The organism is Prevotella sp. oral taxon 313 (genome assembly GCF_003043935.1).
GTDB classification, from domain to species: Bacteria; Bacteroidota; Bacteroidia; order Bacteroidales; family Bacteroidaceae; genus Prevotella; species Prevotella jejuni.
Map to the genome: position 1 here is coordinate 1,669,531 of NZ_PYXE01000001.1, position 24,036 is coordinate 1,693,566.

The 24,036-nt window shown below is 41.2% G+C and carries 18 protein-coding genes; 12 read left to right on the forward strand and 6 right to left on the reverse strand.

The window, feature by feature from the left end; all coding sequences use genetic code 11:
- Positions 1–102: 102 nt before the first annotated feature.
- The 3 genes from rlmD to AXF23_RS15945 all read left to right on the forward strand — a co-directional run bounded on the left by rlmD (position 103) and on the right by AXF23_RS15945 (position 3,213).
- Positions 103–1,527 (forward strand): 23S rRNA (uracil(1939)-C(5))-methyltransferase RlmD, encoded by a 1,425-nt coding sequence (gene rlmD / locus AXF23_RS06575; protein ID WP_107624734.1) that lies wholly within the window; start codon positions 103–105, stop codon positions 1,525–1,527.
- A gap of 250 nt (positions 1,528–1,777) precedes the next feature.
- Positions 1,778–2,908 carry a porin gene (locus tag AXF23_RS06580; protein ID WP_107624735.1) on the forward strand — a complete coding sequence of 377 codons (1,131 nt, stop codon included), beginning with the start codon at positions 1,778–1,780 and terminating at the stop codon, positions 2,906–2,908.
- 143 nt (positions 2,909–3,051) lie between these two features.
- The gene (locus tag AXF23_RS15945; RefSeq protein ID WP_158267686.1) at positions 3,052–3,213 is read left to right on the forward strand and encodes a hypothetical protein; all 162 of its coding nucleotides are present in this window, start codon (positions 3,052–3,054) and stop codon (positions 3,211–3,213) included.
- Between the two features lie 462 nt (positions 3,214–3,675).
- On the opposite strand, the gene AXF23_RS15815 is transcribed toward AXF23_RS15945, so the two are convergent.
- Positions 3,676–4,002 (reverse strand): hypothetical protein, encoded by a 327-nt coding sequence (locus tag AXF23_RS15815; protein ID WP_146156730.1) that lies wholly within the window; start codon positions 4,000–4,002, stop codon positions 3,676–3,678.
- Positions 4,003–4,715: 713 nt separating this feature from the next.
- A complete protein-coding gene (locus AXF23_RS06585) occupies positions 4,716–5,780 on the reverse strand; it encodes an ATP-grasp domain-containing protein (RefSeq protein ID WP_107624736.1) in 1,065 nt (354 codons plus the stop codon).
- A gap of 152 nt (positions 5,781–5,932) precedes the next feature.
- Here AXF23_RS06585 and AXF23_RS06595 point away from each other — a divergent pair, with 152 nt between their 5' ends.
- The 8 genes from AXF23_RS06595 (at position 5,933) to AXF23_RS06630 (ending at position 19,282) form a co-directional block, all read left to right on the forward strand.
- A complete protein-coding gene (locus AXF23_RS06595) occupies positions 5,933–7,117 on the forward strand; it encodes an ATP-binding protein (RefSeq protein WP_107624737.1) in 1,185 nt (394 codons plus the stop codon).
- A 46-nt stretch (positions 7,118–7,163) separates the two neighbouring features.
- Positions 7,164–10,739 carry a pyruvate:ferredoxin (flavodoxin) oxidoreductase gene (gene nifJ / locus AXF23_RS06600; protein WP_107624738.1) on the forward strand — a complete coding sequence of 1,192 codons (3,576 nt, stop codon included), beginning with the start codon at positions 7,164–7,166 and terminating at the stop codon, positions 10,737–10,739.
- 550 nt (positions 10,740–11,289) lie between these two features.
- Positions 11,290–11,706: a DUF1648 domain-containing protein gene (locus AXF23_RS06605; protein WP_233251252.1), complete on the forward strand. Its 417-nt coding sequence runs from the start codon at positions 11,290–11,292 to the stop codon at positions 11,704–11,706.
- A gap of 52 nt (positions 11,707–11,758) precedes the next feature.
- The gene (locus AXF23_RS06610) at positions 11,759–12,379 is read left to right on the forward strand and encodes a DUF6621 family protein (protein ID WP_107624740.1); all 621 of its coding nucleotides are present in this window, start codon (positions 11,759–11,761) and stop codon (positions 12,377–12,379) included.
- Between the two features lie 113 nt (positions 12,380–12,492).
- Complete coding sequence (locus AXF23_RS06615) at positions 12,493–13,731, forward strand: saccharopine dehydrogenase family protein (RefSeq protein WP_107624741.1); 1,239 nt, start codon at positions 12,493–12,495, stop codon at positions 13,729–13,731.
- Between the two features lie 4 nt (positions 13,732–13,735).
- The gene (locus AXF23_RS06620; protein ID WP_107624742.1) at positions 13,736–14,056 is read left to right on the forward strand and encodes a TfoX/Sxy family protein; all 321 of its coding nucleotides are present in this window, start codon (positions 13,736–13,738) and stop codon (positions 14,054–14,056) included.
- Between the two features lie 32 nt (positions 14,057–14,088).
- A complete protein-coding gene (recA, locus tag AXF23_RS06625) occupies positions 14,089–15,108 on the forward strand; it encodes a recombinase RecA (protein WP_107624743.1) in 1,020 nt (339 codons plus the stop codon).
- A gap of 295 nt (positions 15,109–15,403) precedes the next feature.
- Positions 15,404–19,282, forward strand: a complete 3,879-nt coding sequence (locus tag AXF23_RS06630; RefSeq protein ID WP_370445505.1) for a DEAD/DEAH box helicase — start codon at positions 15,404–15,406, stop codon at positions 19,280–19,282.
- A gap of 279 nt (positions 19,283–19,561) precedes the next feature.
- On the opposite strand, the gene AXF23_RS06635 is transcribed toward AXF23_RS06630, so the two are convergent.
- From AXF23_RS06635 to AXF23_RS06650, 4 genes are read right to left on the reverse strand one after another with little or no spacing between them, the layout of a single operon-like run.
- The gene (locus AXF23_RS06635) at positions 19,562–19,921 is read right to left on the reverse strand and encodes a GntR family transcriptional regulator (RefSeq protein WP_013264829.1); all 360 of its coding nucleotides are present in this window, start codon (positions 19,919–19,921) and stop codon (positions 19,562–19,564) included.
- A gap of 27 nt (positions 19,922–19,948) precedes the next feature.
- On the reverse strand, positions 19,949–20,752 hold the full coding sequence (locus tag AXF23_RS06640; RefSeq protein ID WP_233251253.1) for a hypothetical protein: 804 nt from the start codon (positions 20,750–20,752) through the stop codon (positions 19,949–19,951).
- 19 nt (positions 20,753–20,771) lie between these two features.
- Complete coding sequence (locus tag AXF23_RS06645) at positions 20,772–21,623, reverse strand: GIN domain-containing protein (RefSeq protein ID WP_158267687.1); 852 nt, start codon at positions 21,621–21,623, stop codon at positions 20,772–20,774.
- A gap of 19 nt (positions 21,624–21,642) precedes the next feature.
- Positions 21,643–22,464, reverse strand: a complete 822-nt coding sequence (locus AXF23_RS06650; protein WP_107624747.1) for an ABC transporter ATP-binding protein — start codon at positions 22,462–22,464, stop codon at positions 21,643–21,645.
- Between the two features lie 682 nt (positions 22,465–23,146).
- Between AXF23_RS06650 and AXF23_RS06655 the strand changes: the two genes are divergently transcribed.
- Positions 23,147–24,031, forward strand: coding sequence for a DNA/RNA non-specific endonuclease (locus AXF23_RS06655; protein ID WP_107624748.1), 885 nt, complete (start codon positions 23,147–23,149; stop codon positions 24,029–24,031).
- Positions 24,032–24,036: the final 5 nt, after the last annotated feature.

Consider the following 24,036-nt stretch of genomic DNA (forward strand, 5'->3'; position numbering starts at 1 on the left):
TACATTTTTACTTTGTTGGCGTACACAGAACCGATAAATATCATCATGTAAACCACAAACAAGAAAAAATTAGTAACTTTGCAACGAAATACAAAACAGATTATGAGTAGAAAAAGAAAGCCATTACCCATTCTGGAGAATGTCACAATAGAGGCTGTAGCAGCCGAAGGAAAGTGTGTTACGCACGTAGACGACAAGGTTATCTTTGTTCCTTTTGTAGTACCAGGAGACGTTGTAGACCTTCAGATACGCAAGAAGAAGCGCAACTACTGTGAAGCTACCGTCATCCGCTTCATTAGCAAGAGCAATATTCGTCAAGAACCTATGTGTGAACATTTCGGTATCTGCGGTGGTTGTAAGTGGCAGAACCTCCCTTACGAAGAGCAACTAAAGGCAAAGCAACAACAAGTTTACGACCAACTAAGCCGTATCGGTAAGGTTGAGCTTCCTGAGTTCCGCCCTATCATGGGTTCTGTACATACAAAGGAATATCGTAACAAGCTCGAATTCGGCTGTGCTAACAAGAGATGGTACACAGCTGAGGAGCTTCAAGCTCTGCCAGAAGACGCTGGCTTAGAAGAAGGAGCTATCGGATTCCACATCACAGGAGCTTTTGACAAGGTCTACCCTATCGAGAAATGCTGGTTGATGGACAACCTCTGTAATGAACTACGTAATGACATTCGCGACTATGCACACCAGACAGGGATGAAGTTCTACGACATTCGCGCACAGCATGGCCTACTCCGTGATATTATGGTGCGTAACTCTAATACCGGCGAATGGATGGTACTCATACAGTTCCACTACGACGAGGAGGGAGATGACGAACGTGCAAAAGCATTAATGCAGCATATTGCCGACCGTTTCCCACAGATTACATCACTCTTCTACGTTGATAATCAGAAAGGTAACGACACCTTTAACGACCTCGACCTCATTCTCTTCAAGGGAAATGACCATATCTTTGAGACAATGGAGGACTTGAAGTTTAAGGTGGGACCAAAGAGCTTCTATCAAACCAATACCGAACAAGCATACCATCTTTATTCTGTAGCGCGCGAGTTTGCAAACCTTACAGGTGACGAACTTGTTTACGACCTATATACAGGAACGGGAACCATAGCCAATTTCGTCGCCAAGAAGGCCAAACAAGTTATTGGTATTGAGTATGTTCCAGAAGCAATAGAAGACGCAAAGGTCAATTCTGAGGTTAATAAAATAGACAATACGCTCTTCTATGCAGGTGACATGAAAGACATCCTTACGGAAGACTTCATCCATGAACACGGTCGTCCAGACGTCATCATCACCGACCCTCCACGTGCTGGCATGCACCAAGACGTAGTAAACGTAATCCTCGGAGCAAGTCCAAAACGAATTGTTTATGTGAGTTGCAACCCTGCCACACAGGCACGCGACCTCGCTCTACTCGATGTTGACTACAAGGTAGCAGCTGTTCAACCCGTAGACATGTTCCCTCACACCCCACACGTTGAGAATGTAGTGCTATTAGAAAAGAGATAGTAAAGCTATAATATCTAAAGAAAAATTGTCTGTCTTGTCAGTTCACAGGTTTTTCCTCCTTTGTTACTGACATCACAGACAATTTCACCTTATTATATATAAGGATAACATTATCAATCGCCATCACAAAGAAAAACACACAATAAAAACATCATAATATTTTGTTTATGTTTGATAAAACACTATCTTTGCATCGTTAACAGCCAAGTTATCAACCTAAGATATTATCATTACCTAAATTCATATAGTTATGAGAAAAACAATTATCTTATCTGTTATGATGCTATGCTCGCTTCTCAGCAAAGCACAAGAAGCACCGAAATGGATTAATAACGTTAAGCTGTCAGGCTTTGGTATCGTTCAATACCAATACAATGGTATGCATAACAACAAGTCAAACACATTCAACCTCCGTCTTGGTCGTGTCTCTCTTGATGGCCGTATCTTAAATGATTGGTATTGGAAAGCACAGTTACAGTTTAATGGTAACACCTCTACTTTGGGCGCATCACCCCGTGTAGTCGACTTATTCATCGAGTGGCAGAAATATGATTTCTTCCGTGTTAAGGCGGGACAGTTCAAGAATCCATTTACATTCGACAACCCTATCCACCCTATCGACCAAGGTTTCATGAGCGTAGCACAAAGTGTTCAGAAGTTGGCAAGCTTCTCTGACCGTGCTGGTGCGCATCCTTCAAACGGTCGAGATATTGGTGTACAGATACAAGGTGATTTCTTAAAGAATAATGCTGGTAGGAACCTTGTACACTATCAAGTTGGAGTTTTCGACGGACAGGGTATCAACGTAAGAGATGTCGACCAGCAGAAGAACATCATTGGTGGCGTATGGGTAATGCCTGTTGAAGGTATGCGCTTAGGTTGTTTCGGCTGGACAGGTTCGTATGCTCGCAAGGGTACGTGGACAGACGCAGCCGGAACCACACACTCTGGTGTACGTAGCCTGCAACAACGACGCTATGCCTTCTCTGCAGAATACAAGATTAAAGACTGGACAGTACGCTCAGAATACGTACATTCTACTGGCAATGCTTTCGCTAAAGCACTGAGCAACACAGATGCTTCAGCAGCTACAGACTGCAATCTTAGTGCAGATGGAGACAAAGCTCAGGGTGTTTATGCTTTAGTCATTGCACCTATCATTCCTAAGAAGCTACATGCCAAGGCACGTTACGATATGTATCAGCCATCTGATGGAGCAGATAAGCAGCGCACTCAATACGACTTAGGACTTGATTATGAGTTTACTAAGAGCCTTGCGTTAAGTGGTATTTATTCTTACGTTCACGACCGTTCCTTGAATGGTCCTGCAGGTCATCCGAACTACTCAATGTTCGACTTGGAATTAAGTTTCCGTTTCTAAAATAAATTAAAATTAAGAAAATCACGGATACATTAGGTTGTATCCGTGATTTTTTGTACCTTTGTCACAATTAGTGTAAAGTTATATTAACAAGCGAAGGGTTACTTCTCTACAGGAGACCCTTCTCACACAAACTCTAAAACATGACAAGGCATCATCATACGCACCATCACACGGGAGGAATTAAGCCCCCTTCTTCATCAGCTGCACGCCGTCGCAAGATTATAAATAAGGTAATGAAGATTGTTATGACATTCGTTGCTATAGCAATTGTTGGATTGGTCTACTGGCTATATAACAACTAATCCAACTGGATTCATTAACAAACTAAAGTCTAATACTTCACTCCTTATTCGGTTATGATAGCTGAATAAGCAACGGTTTGTACATTGTATACAAACTCACAATATCACGAAAAGAATTCCATTAATTATCGGCATACGACAACCATGTTTCAAGCATGATCGTTGCCAGTTGTCTCTTATCATCAATTTTACTACAATCCAAGAGTTCATTCCTCCTTTCCCTATTTATGAATAACCGCCTAAATGATGGGTGTTGGGTGGTAAGTGTTAGGTGGTAATGGCTTTTTATAGGTGTTGGATGTTAAGTGTTAGGTGGTAATGATTTGTATAGTGGTTGATGGGTGTTAGGTGTTTTGTTAGCTGTTAATGGATTGTTTGATGGGTGTTAAGTATTGAGTGTTGGGTGATTATGGCTTATACCGTGAGTACTAAATGTTGAGTGTTGGCTATTAACAACTTAGATTAGGCTCCTTCACCTTCCTTGTCACGCATTAAATCAGGTTCTTCCGAAATATGGAGTGATAAACTAAAACGCTTATATAATAAGGCACACAGAGCTACGGAGAGGATGGAGATAAAGGCAATGTTACGGAGGTGCCGATGGCACAAAGAGCGACGGAGGTGCAGCGTACAGATTTCTGATAACCCTTTTGGTATGAACGCTTTGTATATAAATTGCTGACAGAATTGACAAACTATCTCCGTCGCTCCACGCACCGACGGTGCCTCCGTGCCTACCAGTGCTTTGTTTTGATAACCCTCCGTACTCTCCGTTCCTCTGTGTGACATCTCGCCAAATACCTAAGCTTAGGCGGATTATTATCACTCCAAAATTCTGAAGACTCTTAAATCATAGCAAACCATATCCCGTTAGGCGCTCCCCTCCTTCGGAGGGGTCGGGGGAGGTCCTTCCCACTAAACATTCCTTTCCCCTTCGTTGAGAGTCTATGAGGAGAGGTATCAAGTCTCTTTATGTCAACATTTTTCGCAACTCTCAACCCCAACACATGCTCTTTAAGCTCAAAGAAGAGGCCTAATTATATTCAAGAACATGCCCTTCTTGCATGCAGAAGACGCCCTTCTTGGCCCAAGAAGGGCGTCTTCTGCTTTGCTGCTTATAACATACTGATTTATTGAATATTACAAATTCAAACCTTAGGGATATTATACCCCCAACATGAGGGTATTTAGATAGAACAAATGTAATACTTTTTTACTCACTTGCAGTTATCCCCGAGATATAAAGTAGTTATCAAGATGTTATCATGAAGACAAGGAGTGAAGCAGTAGGACACTTCAGTCACTCACAGAACAACGGTGAATTTTGCATACAGAAAAAAATTATATAGGCACTGTATGTAGTATCTGAAACATCACTCAGAAACTCAGTAAGCCACATAAACGACATCAAGATATGATAATATTTAGGATTACCTTATCTTTTTACTATCCCTCAATATCAACTCGCAGACCCTTTTACACCCTTTCTCTGACAGTAGTCATTATCTATCCTTATGAACAAGGTGGAGATGATAGTGCGCCCCGTCATAATCAATACGCATTATTCTATCAGAGAGTTCATGCCGCTTTGATAGTGACAAAGCGACATGTCCCATCGTACGTCGTAGATTTATTTCGACAACAGGATGAAGCATAAACCCCTTTTCTGCCGCAACAATCATCATATCAACGCCCAACGGACCTCTATAAACACCACGCAACTGACTGGTAAGCAACTGCTCCAAGGATATTATTACATCATTCAACAGACCTTCTGAGATATAAGTTGACAAGATAGATTTCTTCTCTACTTCATCAGCAAGGCTATTACCAAGATACGCCCCATTAACGGTATGAAAGACAGATAGTCCCGCATAGTGAACACCTTCAGCATCAGAATAGAACTCAACACCAAAGTCTTTCACCTTATTGTAATAGGGTTCAATCATTATTCCCCCTTGCATCTTTATCACATTCTTAGCCCAATTAGCCAAGGCAGGCTCCAAGATTGAATCAACATAGCGTACGCCGCGTCCGCTACTACTCCATGGCGCTTTAATCACAGCCTTTCCTATCGTCTGAAGCATGCTTTCTAAATCCGCAAAACAGTCTGCATAAAAAGCCTTACCAAGCAAGACAGGATTAGCAAGTTGCGTCTGCAACCCCTCCAACACGGTAGAAGAGAATTGTCGATTACTCAGTTTTCGTATATCGGCAAGTTCTTTGTCAGTAGGAAGAACTGCTGTTTTAACGCCCACCTGTTCTAATTGAAATTTCAAGGCAGCGTCCCATCCCCATGGTGACACATTATCTATATGTTCAGAAAGACGCTCAACATCGTTTCTGCTTACAAAGTTAACCTGTTCACCGTAACGTTGAAGGCGAAGTGCATGTTGCTGAGCAGAACCAATGTTCTCTACAAGAACGTAGTCACCTTCCGCTGCCCAAAGAACAGGAAGATAATCTAAATCGTGACGAAGTAGCCTTCCAGCGTGTGGAGCCGTAAAATACTTATTATCATAAGCTAATGCTATATCATGCTCGGGATTGAATATATGTAACGTCATAGATGTCCTTTATTTATGTTGTGCAAAGGTACATCAAAGCAAATATACCACAAAATAAAAATAAAAAAATCATTTTTTGCTATCTATAGTTTGCAAATAAGAGAAATAAGTAGTAACTTTGCATGTGCATAACATTATATAAAGAGAACAAGATGGACGCATTCTTTCGCACGCATACTTACTTGGTGGAGCACGTAAATGCTCCTGTGCGCCGTCGGCTCATGGATGAAATCGATTGGAACGACAGGCTCATTGGCATCAAAGGCACACGAGGCGTGGGTAAGACTACCTTCCTATTGCAATATGCGAAAGAGTATTATGGCTCTACTGATCGCCAATGTCTTTATGTAAACATGAACAACTTTTACTTCCAAAGTAGAGGAATAGCAGACTTTGCTGGCGAGTTCTATCGCCATGGAGGAAAAGTATTGTTAATTGATCAAGTATTCAAGCAGCCAAATTGGAGCAGTGAACTCCGTTTGTGTTATGACTCTTATCCTGAGTTGAAGATTGTCTTCACGGGGTCAAGCGTCATGAGGTTGAAAGAAGAAAACCCCGAACTGAATGGCATAGTAAAGAGCTACAACCTTAGAGGATTCTCCTTCCGTGAGTACTTAAACCTACAGACAGGACAACACTTTGAGCCTTACACCTTACAAGACATAGTAAACAACCACGAGGAAATAACAAGACAAATACTCTCAAAGGTTAGTCCCATGAGTTTCTTTGCAGACTATATTCACCATGGTTTCTACCCTTTCTTCTTAGAGCATCGTAACTTTTCTGAGAACTTGTTAAAGACTATGAACATGATGACAGAGGTCGATATCCTCCTCATCAAACAAATAGATCTGAAATATCTCACGAAAATTAAGAAGCTATTTTATCTTCTTGCTCTGGAAGGCCCAAAGGCTCCCAACATCAGTAACCTTGCTAAAGAAATCAATACAAGTCGAGCTACTGTAATGAATTACATCAAGAATCTCGCTGATGCACGACTCATAAGTCTTGTTTACCCAGTAGGTCAGGAGTTTCCAAAGAAGCCTGCAAAGGTAATGCTACAGAACTCCAACTTGATATATGCCATCTATCCTATCCATCTTGATGATCAGCAACTTATGGAGACATTCTTTGTCAATGCACTACAAGAAGTCTGCTTAGTAAACGAAAGTAATAAGCCTGGTACATATATTATCAGTCAGAAAGACAAATTTAAGGTTTGTGATACAGGAAAGAACAAGAAACGATTCAGTAACGACACAACCTATATTATATACAATACCGAAGTTGGGAAAGACAATCAAGTACCTCTTTGGCTAATGGGTTTCCTATATTAGGCAAGACCAAAAACATTATAACAATATTCATTTAATAAATTTCAAAATGGCTAAAGAAAAGAAGTTTATCACTTGTGATGGTAACGAAGCCGCTGCTCATGTGAGCTACATGTTCTCAGAGGTAGCTGCTATCTATCCTATCACTCCATCATCTCCTATGGCTGAGCACGTAGACGAGTGGTCAGCACGTGGACGTAAGAACCTTTGGGGTCAGACTGTTAGCGTACAGGAGATGCAGTCAGAGGGTGGCGCAGCTGGTGCCGTACACGGTTCTTTACAGTCTGGTGCTCTCACGACAACCTTCACCGCATCACAGGGTCTTCTATTGATGATTCCTAACATGTATAAGATTGCCGGTGAGCTTTTGCCATGTGTATTCAATGTTTCAGCACGTACACTTGCAAGCCACGCCCTTTGTATCTTTGGTGATCATCAGGACGTTATGGCTTGTCGTCAGACTGGTTTCGCATTGTTCTGCTCTGGTTCTGTACAGGAGGTAATGGACCTCTCTGCAGTTCCACACCTTGCTTCATTGAAGACATCAGTTCCTTTCATCAATTTCTTCGACGGTTTCCGTACATCACACGAGTATCATAAGATTGAGTGTCTTGACCAGGAAGACATCCGTCCATTGGTTGACGAGGAAGATGTTAAGCGTTTCCGCGACCGTGCAATGACTCCTGAGCGCCCAGTTGTACGTGGTACTGCTGAGAACCCTGAGACTTTCTTCACACATCGTGAGGCATCTAACAGTGCATACGAGAACGTACCAGAGGTTGTTGAGCACTATCTCAACGAATTGACCAAGATTACTGGTCGTGAGCATCACCTCTTTGATTACTATGGTGCAGAGGATGCTGAGAATATCATCATCTTGATGGGTTCTGCAACTGAGGCAGCTCGTGAGGCTATCGACTACTTGATGTCTCAGGGTAAGAAGGTTGGTATGATTGCCGTTCACCTCTATCGTCCATTCTCTGTTAAGCACTTGCTCGCTGCAGTTCCTAAGTCTGTTAAGCGTATTGCAGTACTTGACCGTACAAAGGAACCAGGTGCTGAGGGCGAGCCACTGTACCTCGATGTAAAGAGTGCCTTCTATGATGTTGAGAACAAGCCACTGATTGTTGGTGGTCGTTATGGTCTTGGTTCTGCTGATACAACACCAGCTAAGATCATCGCTGTTTATGATAATCTTGAATTGCCAGAACCAAAGGATCATTTCACTGTAGGTATCGTTGATGACGTAACCTTCACTTCTCTCCCAGAGGTTGAAGAGATTCCATTAGGTGGTGAAGGCATGTTCGAGGCTAAGTTCTATGGTTTGGGTGCTGACGGTACAGTTGGTGCTAACAAGAACTCAGTAAAGATTATCGGTGATAACACTGATAAGCACTGCCAGGCTTATTTCTCTTACGACTCTAAGAAGTCAGGTGGTTTCACCTGTTCTCACCTCCGTTTCGGTGATAGCCCAATCCGTTCTACTTATCAGGTAAATACTCCTAACTTCGTTGCATGCCACGTTCAGGCTTATCTGAACATGTATGACGTAACACGTGGATTGCGTAAGAACGGTACATTCTTGCTGAATACAATCTTTGAGGGTGATGAACTCGTACACTTTATACCTAACAAGGTAAAGCGTTACTTCGCTAAGAACAATATTACCGTTTACTATATCAACGCAACAAAGATTGCTCAGGAGATTGGACTTGGTAACCGTACCAACACCATCCTACAGTCTGCTTTCTTCCGTATCACAGAGGTTATCCCTCTCGACCTTGCCGTAGACCAGATGAAGAAGTTCATCGTTAAGAGTTATAGCAAGAAGGGTCAGGATGTTGTAGACAAGAACTTTGCTGCTGTTGACCGTGGTAACGAGTACAAACAACTGACTGTTGATCCAGCATGGGCTAACCTTCCAGACGATGAAGCTAAGGTTGACGATGCTCCAGCATTCGTTAAAGAACTCGTTCGTCCTATGAACGCACAGGCAGGTGACCTCTTGAAGGTTTCTGACTTCGTTAATCATGGCACCGTTGACGGTACATGGTCAGTTGGTACTGCTGCTTACGACAAGCGTGGTGTAGCTGCTTTTGTTCCTGCATGGGATGCTGAGAACTGTATTCAGTGTAACAAGTGTGCATTCGTTTGTCCTCATGCTTGTATCCGTCCATTCGTTTTGGATGAGGCAGAGAAGGCTGGCTTCAATGAGCCAACACTTGACATTCTTGCTCCAAAGCAGCTCAAGGGTATGCAATTCCGTATCGAGGTGTCTGTTCTCGACTGTACAGGTTGTGGCAACTGTGCTGATGTTTGCCCAGGTAAGAAGGGTAACAAGGCATTGTCAATGACACAGTTTGTTGCAGGTGAAGAGGAAGCTACACGTCGTGCAGCCGACTGGAACTACCTTGTTAAGAACGTTAAGAGCAAGCAGAACTTGGTAGATATCAAGTCAAACGCTAAGAACTCTCAGTTTGCTCAGCCTTTGTTCGAGTTCTCTGGTGCATGTGCTGGTTGTGGTGAGACTCCATACGTTAAGCTCGTTTCACAGCTCTTCGGTGACCGTGAGATGATTGCTAACGCTACTGGTTGTTCTTCTATCTACTCAGCTTCAGTACCTTCTACTCCTTACACAACTAACGAGGAAGGTCATGGTCCTGCATTCAACAACTCATTGTTCGAGGACTTCTGCGAGTTCGGTATGGGTATGGCAATGGGTAACAAGAAGATGCGTGAGCGCATCGTAGTGCTCCTTAGCGGTGCTATGGATGACGAGCATGTATCTGCAGAGTTCAAGGAAGCAGCTCAAGAATGGCTTAACAACATGAACGACGCTGATGCTTCTAAGGTTGCAGCAGCTAAGTTGAAGCCATTAATCGAGGCTGGTGCAGCAAAGGGTTGCCCTGTATGTGCAGAGTTGAAGACTCTCGACCACTATCTCGTTAAGCGTAGCCAGTGGATCATCGGTGGTGATGGTGCTTCATACGATATCGGTTACGGTGGTCTCGACCATGTTATCGCTTCTGGTGAAGACGTTAATATCTTAGTACTCGATACTGAGGTTTACTCAAACACTGGTGGTCAGAGTTCTAAGTCTACTCCACTCGGTGCTATCGCTCAGTTCGCAGCTAAGGGTAAGCGTATCCGCAAGAAGGATCTCGGCTTGATGGCAACTACATACGGTTATGTTTACGTAGCTCAGGTAGCTATGGGTGCTGACAACGCACAGACCTTAAAGGCTATTCGTGAGGCTGAGGCTTATCCAGGTCCATCACTCATTATTGCTTACTCTCCATGTATCAACCATGGTTTGAAGATTAAGGGTGGTATGGGTCGCAGCCAGGCTCAGGAGGCTAACGCTGTTGCTTGTGGTTACTGGCACCTCTGGCGTTACAACCCACAGTTGGCAGAAGAAGGCAAGAACCCATTCTCTCTCGACTCTAAGGCTCCAGATTGGGACAAGTTCCAAGAGTTCCTTCACAGTGAGGTTCGCTTCCTCTCTGTCCTCAAAGCTTATCCAAACGAGGGTCAAGAGCTCTTCAAGGCTTGTGAGGATATGGCTAAGCTCCGTTACAAGAGCTATGTTCGCAAGACCAAGGAAGACTGGAGCGAAGAGGCATAATCGCCTACTGCACAGACTAAATTGATATAGTTTAATCACTATATAACATACGCTAAGAGGCTTCTCCACTATGGAGAGGCCTCTTTTTTATTGTCTCTAATCATTCATCACGTTACATATTATCAGTCCTATTACCATGGAAAGGTCTCTTACTGATTGTTTATACATATTCTCACAGCCATCGAAACAGATTACAGACCTACTCTTTATAATTGATAATAACCATTCAGCACACCCTCAAAAGCATAACAATATCACTATTCCTACTCAAGATTTCTGAGACAAAAAAGATATCACTACGAATTATTTTCATGAAGAAAAATATTTTTTTACGTGAACATAATTATTTTTTTTCATGAAAATAAATATTTCCACTCATGAAAAGAATTTGAAGAAAGAGAATAAACAACATAAAAAGCCATCATGAATACGCTCTTAATCTATTGTGATTAAGAGATGAAAAAACAACATATTCGCTTTGAATTTACTATGATTATGCGTATATTTGTACATGAAGACAGTTACTCCTAACGTAGACAACAATCCGAATATGAAAAGTAGAATCTTATCATTAGCCATCATCATTGCAATTACCGTCATTTCATTACTCCGTATTACGAACGGTCCTGAGAGTATTATCCTGCATTGGAGCTTTGCAGGAGAGGCAGACAGCTACGGTCCTAAGTATCTTATATTGGCACATCCTGCTATTTCAATAATCGTCTTCCTACTGATTATCAACCAAGAGAAACACCCATACGACACAAGTCTATTGAGCGAACAAAGTCGAAGAAAGAACAATCCAAAGGCTATCCGTACCATTATGCCCATACTAATGGTAGTTATATTGTATCTTACAACATGTTCTGCCCAAATGCTTCCCATGTCATCAATAGTGCTGTTCTCCCTTATCTTCCTTGCTATAATTATCTATATCTATAAATCACACAAACAGATAAAGCATTAAAAACGAAGTTATTTATTTTGCATTTCGCTTGATTTAATGTATCTTTGTAGCTATGAATGCACAAGAAGCACAGAACATTAAATGGAGTGAGAATATCATCATCGTGGATGGTGATTATATAGACCATGTTGCGTTCGACCTCATTGTCAACTTTGAGCGAATGCTTAACCGTCGTATTCCAGCTGCTGATTTCAGTCAGTGGGCTGTAAACATAGCCCTTGACGGACGATTGAAGCCAGGAAATCATGAGACACAAGTAGTCCTTCTACATGACAGAAAGAATCGAAAACTAGAGAACTTTGTCCCGTCTGACTATGAGAAAGAGTTGAACGGACAAGCTTTCAAAGATGTTCAACTTGGAGAGTTCATTATTAATACGATTGCTACTGGTGATGAAGCAGCCGAGAAAGACAATGTTCTTCTCGACCTTCTGAAGACCATTCTTAATCATGAAGAGGTTAAGCGTATTATGATAATACCAAATGCTGAGGATGGGCATGTGATGAGTGCACTACGATCTACGCTTCGCGATGTAGATGATGAGCTAAAACATATCACGCTGTTTGCAATGCAACCACTCGAAGGAGGCAACTTCAAACAGCAAATATTAGGCTATTCGCTACTAAACGCAATGGGCATAACCTCATCAGAAATTGACCGTAAGATTAAGTAAGAAATAAGCATAAAAACAATAATTATAAAATAAGAATTCCTAACATAACATTCCCTTTCCCCTTACGTTGAAATGGAGAAAAAGGATAATATGACAAGGAATAGGATTGAACTATGGGAAAAGTTTTAATGATTGGCGCAGGTGGTGTAGCCACTGTAGCCGCTTTTAAGATTGTCCAAAACCAGGACGTGTTTACGGAGTTCATGATTGCCAGCCGTCGTAAGGAGAAATGTGACGAACTGGTTAAGGCAATTCATGATAAGGGCTACAAGGCTGACATCAAGACTGCACAGGTTGATGCAGACGATGTTGAGCAGTTGAAGGAACTTTTCAACTCATTCAAGCCTGAGCTGGTTATCAATCTTGCACTACCCTATCAGGACCTTACCATCATGGATGCCTGCTTAGCTTGCGGTTGCAACTACCTTGACACCGCTAACTATGAGCCAAAAGATGAGGCACACTTTGAGTATAGCTGGCAGTGGGCTTACAAGGACAAGTTCGAGAAGGCTGGCTTGACAGCTATCCTCGGTTGTGGTTTCGACCCAGGAGTGTCACAGGCTTATACTGCATATGCAGCAAAGCATCACTTTGATGAGATTCACTATCTTGACATTGTAGACTGTAACGCAGGTAACCATCACAAGGCGTTTGCAACTAACTTCAACCCAGAAATCAATATCCGTGAGATTACCCAAAAGGGTCTTTACTATGAGAATGGTAAATGGATTGAGACAGAACCATTGGTAGTACATCAAGATATTACCTATCCAAACATCGGTCCTCGCGACTCTTACTTGATGCACCACGAGGAGTTGGAGTCATTAGTCAAGAACTATCCGACAATTAAGCGTGCTCGCTTCTGGATGACCTTTGGTCAGCAATACCTTACTTACCTTGATTGTATTCAGAACCTTGGTATGAGTCGTATCGATGAGATTGAATATGAAGCACCATTAGCTGACGGTTCTGGTAAGACTGCAAAGGTTAAGATAGTACCTTTACAGTTCTTGAAAGCAGTATTACCAAACCCACAAGACCTCGGTGAAAATTATGATGGCGAGACCTCTATCGGCTGCCGTATCCGTGGTATCAAGGATGGTAAGGAACAAACTTATTACATCTATAACAACTGTAAGCATCAGGATGCCTATAATGAAACAGGTATGCAGGGCGTAAGCTATACGACTGGTGTACCAGCAATGGCTGGTGCAATGATGTTCTTCAAGGGACTGTGGCGCAAGCCAGGTGTATGGAATGTGGAAGACTTCGACCCAGATCCATTCTTGGAGGTACTCAATAAACAGGGACTACCTTGGCATGAAGTGTTTGGTGGTGATTTAGAACTATAAGAAGATGGCTTGCTCTTTAGACTTTATTGAATTTGTCAGTAGTCAGATAGCTACTGCAGGGACAGTGAGATGTAGGAAAATGTTTGGTGGCTACATAGTTTATGTTGACGAAAAGCCGGTTATCATAGTTTGTGACAATATACCTTATGTCAAAGAACACGAGGCAATTAAGTCAATGATGCTATCTGCCGAACGTGGATTCCCTTATGAAGGAGCTAAGGAACACTACGTTTTAGATGTTTCAAGGTCTGATTTTGCAGTCAGGGTTGTTAAGACCTTAGTAGAGGTTTTACCCTATCCAAAAAGAAGAAAGAAGAATAAATAATGTTTTATCAATCAAAAACAAGATAATAGTATATGGCAAAAGAAGAGACAACATCAGCAGCTGAAGGCAAGTTGAAAGCTTTGCAGGCTGCAATGTCTAAGATAGAGAAAGACTTTGGTAAAGGGTCTATCATGCGCATGGGCGATGAGCAGATAGAGCAGGTAGAGGTAATCCCAACAGGCAGTGTGGCACTTGACACGGCACTTGGTGTAGGTGGTTATCCACGTGGTAGGATTATAGAGATCTATGGTCCGGAGAGTTCTGGTAAGACAACATTGGCTATCCATGCTATTGCAGAGGCACAGAAGCAGGGTGGAATAGCAGCCTTCATTGATGCCGAACATGCGTTCGATCGATTCTACGCAGAGAAGTTAGGTGTGGATGTTGATAATCTTTGGATATCACAACCAGACAATGGTGAGCAGGCATTAGAGATTGCTGATCAGCTGATTCGTTCATCTGCAATTGACATTCTCGTAGTCGACTCAGTAGCAGCCTTGACCCCAAAGAAGGAGATTGAGGGTGATATGGGTGATTCTGCAGTAGGTTTACAGGCACGATTGATGAGTCAGGCGTTGCGTAAACTTACCTCAACAATCGCAAAAACCAATACTTGTTGCATCTTCATCAACCAGTTGCGTGAGAAAATCGGTATCATGTTTGGTAACCCAGAGACAACTACAGGTGGTAACGCTTTGAAGTTCTACAGTTCTGTTCGCCTTGATATCCGTCGTGTAACATCTATCAAAGATGGCGACCAAGTTATTGGTAACCAGGTTCGTGTGAAGATTGTTAAGAACAAGGTAGCACCTCCTTTCCGTAAAGCAGAGTTTGAGATTACCTTCGGTGAGGGTATATCAAAGATTGGTGAGATTGTTGACTTAGGTGTTCAATACGGCATCATCCAGAAGAGTGGTAGCTGGTTTAGCTATAATGGGACCAAACTTGCACAGGGTCGTGATGCAACCAAGGCTATGATCAAGGATAATCCAGAACTTGCAGAAGAGCTGGAGGGCTTGATTAAGAATGCTATCATCGAACAGACGAAGTAATAAGCACAAACCTATGGTAACTTGAATGTAACTCTTTCATATAAGTACATTCCTGATACCATAGGTTTTTTGTATACCCTAATTAACTTCCAGTCCTATAAGGTTTAACAAGGATACAACATTAATTATAAACTTTATTTCTATGCTTTCATTCTCTTCTCTTAATTCCAACGAGCGCACACTTCTTATGCTGATGGCTTATTTTTACAAATATGGTCAAACTAAGAAAAAACTATCAAACTTGTTGGAGAAGATAATGTTGCCATCTCTTTCCGATTTGGCTTTTAAAAGGTTAATGACCGATGGTTTACTGGTAGAAGTAAATCTTCACTATTACGGGGGTGGAAAAGTATTGTACATAAATAAGGATATGCTGATTCCTTCTCTCTTTGAACTTTTCAAAGAAGAAAACAGCCTATTATTACAGAATATACGCAGACTTTATAAGAAGACTTATAATAATGAAAAACCATCTCCTTTGGTGCGTTTGATAATATATTATATTGCACCAAATGCAGAGGAAGCAATATCGACTTCCTATGCGCAAGTCTTAGAATCGTTCAATAACTGTTGCCTTAACTTAATTGATAAAAGAGAATATGAGACTTTCTTTCTATCAATGCCCACAGAATTATTGTCTTTTGTGATGAATGCTACTCTTCGTATGGCAATGGCTCAGGATAAAGTAATGGATTGGGAATATTTAAAAGGACTTGCTTTCAGTCGTAAAAAAATAGGCAATAGTGTAGCTAAAAAAAGCGAATTAGAATCGGTCTTTGCTTATTATTACTATTTAGGTACAGGTAAAATCTGTATTAATCTCAAAACATCTGTAAGCAATATCTTTACACTTCAGATAGCATCAATTGATGCATTGTATAAAGAAGATTACGCTTTAGCCTATAAGCTATATACCAAGGTGATAACGGCTAATAATAAGGTAGCGCCTATTAAGGGACTTTTTGTAAATCCAATTGCTAATTATTATTTCTCACTTGCAGCTATCTTTACCAACACAGAGACCTCTCTGAAGAAGTTAGAAACGATGATGAAGCGTAATGGGGATAGAGAATACACGCCTACATACTTCCTTGTACAACCGTTGAAGGCTTATTTTTATGATAAGTCTGATGCGAATATACGAAAAGAGTCTTATCTTGAATTGTGTGAGAAGCCAGATATGCAGATGGTATCTTGGCTTACTTGGACGATGTATCCGTCTTTTGGCATACTTCCGACAAAGGCAACTAAGCCTATTAATCCACCTAACTGGGCTTTCTTGCAGTTGGAGACTGGCATTATGGAGAGTAGCTCTTCTGAAGCAAATCTGATGAAAGACTTCGGTGGTACATCACTGTTGAGCCGATTAGAAGTAAAATCTCTTTGGCAGCTTCGACTTGAAACGCTAATTGCGGAGAATCAAGCAGTAGGGAATCAAACAACAGAGACTGTTCGAGACACAATGCTCGTATATCTGTTGCGTTATGGAATTGTTGTTCCCATTCTTAAACGTAGGTTGAAAAATGGTAGTTGGTCTGTGGGTAAAGAGCTTTCTGTTCGTGAACTTATAAATCTGGATGTTCCGTGCTTAGACAGTGTTGATCAGCGTATTAAAGAAGGAATCTTTTCCTGGGAATATAGTGTCTATATTGAAAAGTATCTGTATCTTTTTGTTGATTGTGACCATATTTACACTGGTTCCACCTATGACTTGCAGCCTGTGAAGATTCATAAGGACAATCCACACCTTATCATAGATAAACGTTCGGATGGTTCTTTCAGTGTCTCTACGAATGTAAAAGAGTTACAAAGAGGTGAAAAATCGTCTTTCTTTTACAAGAAAAATTCAGAAACAGACTATTCTGTCTTTACCCCTTCTGAGTTTGAATATAAGACTTATAAGGAAATTCTGGCACAAGAGATTTATCCAGCTGAAGCCGAAACCTTGCTGGTTCAGCTGATTAAAGCTGTAGGTGGAAAGACGGAAATCCACTCCAACATGGTTGCTGAGCTTGACGATTTACAGCGTGTTGATGTGCAACCTTGTATAACGCTCCGTGTTGTTTCCACTGCAAACAACTGTTTCCAACTTACTGCTTTGGTGCGTATCTCTGATAGTCTTTCCTTTGTTCCGGGAAAGGGAAATGTTACCACTATTGCAGAACAAGAGCATAAGAAAGTGCAATTAGTTCGTAACCTAAAGAAAGAGCGAGATTATCTTAAAGCGATTAATGAGAGTCTAATTGAGGTAGAGTTCTTTGATGAAGGCGAAGCATGGAAGCCTCAAAGTATTACGGATTCGATAACACTTCCTATCTACACAATGCTACCTTTCATTCAGTGGTGTAAAGAACACCGAGAAATTTGCATAATGGAATGGGCTGAAGGTAGTAAGATAAAGTATTATCCGGGTATCAGCAGTAGTGCTGCTCATATTTCTTTTAAATCAAAGAATAACTGGTTTGAGGTCGAAGGTGATATTGAAATTAGTGAGGGGCAGGTCATTTCCCTTCAAAAGCTGCTCGGACTGATGCATCAGAGCACTCATCAGAAGTATATTCTTATCGGTGATAATGAATTTATTACGATAAGCACCCAGCTCTCACGCATACTTAAACGACTTGACACAGTAACGACCGAGAATCGTTCACATCTGCAGATAGCACCTGCTGCTGTCTCTTTGTTAGGCGACTTGCTGGATGATACATCCTTGAATATAAAGCGTAATGAGACTATGGATGCCTTACGTCAGCGCATTGAAGTGTGCAGTAAGACGATTCCTGTTGTGCCCAAGACCTTGCAGGCACAGTTACGTGACTATCAGGAAGAGGGATTTGAATGGATGTCAAGATTGACAGCGTGGGGAGCTGGTGTCTGTCTGGCTGATGATATGGGATTAGGAAAGACCGTTCAGACCATCGCCCTACTTCTTGAACAGAGCGAAAACGGAGCTTCGCTGATTGTGGCACCATCCTCTGTCGTACCTAACTGGCGCAATGAACTTCAGCGTTTTGCACCGACGTTGAATCTCACTATTCTCAATCAGAGTGAGGATCGTTCAAAAGATATTAAGGAGGCAAAGGCAGGAGATGTTATTATCACCACGTATGGTTTGTTGAATATTCAGCAGGATGACCTCACTGGGAGGGAATGGAACGTAGTCTGTCTTGATGAAGCACATACCATCAAGAATGCCAATACGAAGATGTCAAAGTCGGCTATGCTGTTGAAGGCACAACGCAAGGTTATCCTTACGGGTACTCCTATTCAAAACCATCTTGCAGAATTGTGGAATCTCTTCCAGTTTATCAACCCCGGTCTCTTAGGAAGTGCAGAACAGTTCAGGAAGAAGTTTATCCTGCCTATTGAAGGAGATAACGACAAAACACGTCAAAGCCAGTTACGTCGTCTGATTTCTCCGTTCCTTTTGCGTAGAACAAAAGTAGAGGTCATTGACGAATTACCTGCAAAGAACGAAATAAAACTCCCTGTTGAACTATCATCGGAGGAGATGGCTATGTATGAGGTTAAAAGGAGAGAAACAGAGGCGAAGATTCTTGAAAATAAAGCTGACAAGGTAAGTACGTTGGCAGAGCTTACTCATTTGCGCCAAATGGCGTGTAGCTGTTCGTTGGTTGACAAGAAATGGAAGCTACCAAGCAGCAAAGTGCTTGCGTTCATAGACTTGGCGGAGAGTCTCAATGACAGCGGCAATCGTGCACTTGTTTTCAGTCAGTTTACCAGTTTCTTTGAAGAGGTGAGAAAGGCGATGGATAAGGCAAAACTTCCATATCTTTACCTTGACGGAAGTACACCAATGGCTATGCGTGAGAAGTTAGTCAAGGAGTTCCAAACAGGAAAGTGTCCTTTCTTCCTCATTAGTCTGAAGGCTGGAGGATTGGGACTCAACCTTACGGGTGCGAACTATGTTATCCATCTTGACCCTTGGTGGAATCCTGCCATCGAACAACAGGCTACCGACCGTGCTTATCGTATTGGACAACAACAGGACGTAACGGTCTATCATTTGATTAGTCAGCACACCATTGAGGAGAAGATACTACGTCTACATAAGACAAAGCGTAACCTTTCTGACTCTCTTCTTGAGGGTTCTGACATCTCTCATGCACTGACACAGGAAGAATTGCTCGAGTTGTTGCAAGATAACAGATAAGAAAAGAGAAATATGAGGAACTTGCATATTTATATCTATTATATGTTTAAGAATAGTTTACTGTCATTTTAACATTTGCTTATAACAGACTTATAATCAATCCATTAACGTATAGTTCTGCATGACAGGAATGACAGCAAACACAAAATCTTAAACCTATATATCCGTAAGTATTGATAAAGTGAGGGATGCACTTCAGCCTGTGCATCCCTCAGTTTTATTATCAGATACTGATAGAGAGAGAACCCTCTTACTTATTATCCATTTAGAAAGAGGCTGTCATTGTTGCGCTTTCTCCCACTCTTTCTCTATATCTTCTATTGTTATTCCTAATAGTTTCATCTCACGAAAGACAGAGGGAAGAGACTGTGTAAGGAATGTTTTACGCCGAGCTATTATAATTTGCTCACGTGCACCAGCTGAAACAAAGTACCCCAGTCCACGCCTGTTGTATATTATCTCCTCACGAGAGAGTAGCTCGTAGGCTTTCACTGCAGTGTTCGTATTCACCTGCAGCATAACGGCATACTCCCGGACAGAGGGTATTCGGTCGTCAGCTTTATAGGTTCCAGCTATGATCTCATCGCAAAGGCGGTCAGCCATTTGCTCATAGATAGCCTTATTATTTTCGAAATTCATAAGCCTTAATATTTAATTAGTACTTTATTAAATATTTCTCCATCGGTTGTTGATAACCTGTAGACGTGTATAGAGTTTATAAGAACTCCAGTACATCAAGACTGTTAATCCTATACAGATGAGGTTGCTTATAAAAGTGGTGAGTGCGTTATTAGTTAAAACAAGCTCGTAGTCGGTGTACTCGTAAAGAAGATAGGCAAAAGTCGTGAGGCTTATTGCAATGCCGATAATGATGACAAATAAGCTGATTAGCGTCTTCAGCCATGCAACCTTGCGGAAGAACATTCCACCTAAAAGTGTGAATGAATTAGTAAGAAGAACTATTTCGACGTTAACCCATAATGGAGAACCTGTTCTTAAACTTTGACAGTATTCATACCACGTTGCGACCAAGGAAGCTCTTCCACCATAGAAAATAAGCATTGTCGTTAGCTGTTGCAATCCATCAGCAGCGATAAAGGCGATGGCAATAAGCAATGGACAAACTACAGAAACAAGTATGAAACGTGCCAAAAACTTCTCAATATTAGTTGCAGGCAGCATCATTTCATTTATACGTTGCTGACGTTTACCAAGGTCGCTGATAATGAATGTAGCTATAGTGAAGAATGACATTGCAAATACTATATTGATAAAAGGTGTTATTCCCCATAACCTAATTCTTATATAAGCATCTGACATAGGCTGTCTCTCAAAGAACGGAAAAAACATTATTGCAATAACAAAGAAACCTATGAGTAAGCCAGCAAAGAGTTTAATGATAAAGCGGCGGCGTATAAGGATGAGCCGGCTCATTACTTTACAGAAGCGATTTATATCAAATTTTTTCATATTTATATCCTCCTTATGTTTATTTAATTCTTGTTGTTTCATTCTTGATCACGGCTTTACCCCCTTCTATCATTTGTATTGGCAGACGTGTTGTTCCCGTGATCTTGGCATCTGTATTACCCATTATATAGAAGGATGCCGTGTCTGTGCGGTTGAAGTTTACGTCTAAGTCAGCATTCCCTGGAACAGCAAAGCGAGCTTTCTTGGCTGTCAGATTTCTGATTTTCAGGTCAGCATTACCTGCTATGGAGAAAGATGTATTGTCTATATGCCCTGAGTTCAGCCTTATTTTGCCATTCCCAGAGATATCAAAATTGGCTTGCTTAGCGGTTAGGCTCTTAATATTTATACCCATATCATCAGCTATGACAAAGTTCAATTGATTAATTCTCATCTTATTTATAGTAACATTACAACCAAAATCAGAATTAATTATCAGGTTATCAAGTGTAATAGAGTCTGAGAAAATAATCGGGTTAGAGCCTTGCAAATTTATGTGTGTTAAGTTGGGAGCAGTAATATAAAGTTCAATATTGCTATTCACTTTTTCCATGTTATAGGGAAAGAATAGCTGACCAAATGCAGTATCTGGGTTCTTTATTTGTACAGTCAATTTGCCATCAATGACATCAAAATCCAAATATGAAAGCAATCTTTCCTTTCCTTTTACCTTTATACTACATTTCTTACCTTGTATGATATGAACTGGAACTAATGCTGCAACCTCTAATTCCTGGAACTTTTCAATAGGAATATTCTTGGTTACGACCTTACCAAAGTCCCCTTTCTTGCGAATACAAGAACTGAAAAGGAATAGGCAAGCAGCGATGATAAGGCTGATATTTACTAATTTTGCTAATGTTGTCTTCATAATAACATCCCTCCCTCTTTTATTTAAGTTTACCTGCTGTTGCTGCATTGAACAACAATTCAAGATTGATAGTAGTCTCATTGTCACCCTCCTGACGTCGAGCAATCACATTATTGCCCTGAAGTGATGGTTCAGCATAGAGTACTTCGTCATCCATCTCATTACTTTGACGGATGCCGAAGGTGTATTTTGCGGTGATATCCTCGGTAGAGGCGTTGATAAGCAACTGTGAGTTATCAAGGATGATGATGTGATCAAGCAGTTGCTCAACATCATGCACCTGATGGGTAGAGATAATCAGCGATGAATCTTCTGCCATATTGCCAGCAACAACCTTACGGAAAAGAGCCTTTGAAGGAATGTCGAGCCCATTAGTTGGCTCGTCCATCAATAGCAGATGACAACCAGTAGCAAGTGCAAAACTCATATAAACCTTCTTTTTCTGTCCCATAGAGAGTTGCTTAAAATCGACATCTAAAGACATCTCAAAGTCGGTCAGACACTTTTCAAGCACCTCCTCACTAAATCGAGGGTAGAAGTCTTCGTGAATCTTAGCATACTTACTGAGTGGCATATTAGGCAAATCATACTCCTCAGGAACAATATACAGTTCCTCTAACATTTCTGGGTAACGACTTGAAGCGGTATAACCATCAACCAAAACACTACCCTTTTGCGGTCGTAGAAGGCCAGCAATAAGGTAGAGCAGTGTACTCTTTCCCATACCGTTCCTGCCTAAAAGACCATAAATTCGGTTCTCTTTGAGTTGTAGACTCAGTTCCTCAAACACATTGTGCTTGCTTTTAGGATAACTGAAAGTCAGTTCATTAACTTGAATCATAAGGCTTTCTTTCTTTTATTAGATTGTTTTATATAACGTCATTTATTACTTGCTTATTTATTAGTAATAGTGTACCATTATAATAGTACACTGCAAAAGTAATATTAAAAATCATTACTTGCAAGCATTTCAGCAATAATTTTACAACTTAATGATTAATTTCTTTTATCTTTACCCTCATGAGCTATCCCCCCCCCTTCAGCGTTTTCCATTCTGAAGAAGGCCATTTATATATAAGGTATATACGCAATAAAGAGAAGGATAAGAGAAAGAATCTCGTACTGCACTTTCCCTCCTCCACCTTCCTTTCACACTTAATAGGACGAAAGAACTTGTCTTCTATCGGTATTGAAAAAAGCTAAAAGCATACAGAAAAACAAATGTTTATGCTTCAAAAAGTCGCTGTTATATCACCCTAAACAACGGATAAGACCAATAAAAGATAGTCCTCTAATAAACTTCTTTGATGAAAAACACCTATTAAGTAATAAGAAAATAGTAACTTTGTAAACACATGTAATTTATTATAAACAAGAAGACTTAACAGGTACATATAGCCCTTCTTTTCTATTCTTAACCAACCATTTGAGGCAGAAAGCTATTCTCTCCTCATTAGGAAAAGGATTGAATAAGGAGCAGCCCCACCTTATTATAAATAGCATTAAAACCAACATACCAATCAATGAACCATATATTCTTAAAAACCATCATACTCTCTCTGTCCTTAGTAGCCGTTGCATGTCAAGGAGAGAAACGAAGAGGAGACTTGTCAACATTAGACAAACCCTTTGTAGAGTCATATAACAACGAAAGAACAGACGCTTCCAACACATCAGATGAGGACCCAAATACCAACCAAAGAAAGACGATTAAGGTAAAACAAGGATTAGAGATTCCTATCGGCAAAGCCAATGTCCCGTCCCTGTTACTTTATCGCGAAGGTTATACAACTTCATATAATGCTGATACACGTACACCTAACTGGGTGGCATGGCACCTAACGGCGGTTCACACTAACGGTCCTGCTAAGCGCAAGGGTATCACCTTCCAAGTAGATGAAGACATACCAGAACCACGTGTCGACACCTACGATTATATGCGTTCTGGCTACGACCGAGGTCACATGTGTCCTGCTGCTGACAACCATTGGAGCCAGAGAGCAATGGAGCAAAGCTTCCTCATGACCAATGTGTGTCCACAGAACCCAGCCTTGAACAGTGGTCTGTGGAACTCAATAGAGAATCAATGCCGCACATGGGCAGAAGAGTATGGCGACGTATATATCGTCTGTGGACCTATTTATCTCAATCAAAAGCATAAGACAATAGGTAAGAATAAGGTGCAAGTGCCCGAAGCCTTCTTCAAAGTTATCCTCCGTCTGAAAGACGAACCGAAGGCTATTGGCTTTATCTGTAGGAATGTCTCAGCCAAAGGACATAAGAAGACAGACTACGTCAACACCGTAGACGAGCTAGAACGTATCACAGGTATGGACTTCTTCTCACAACTTCCTGATAACATCGAACGACAGATAGAAGGTAAAGCAGACATTAAAGATTGGAATTAATGAGG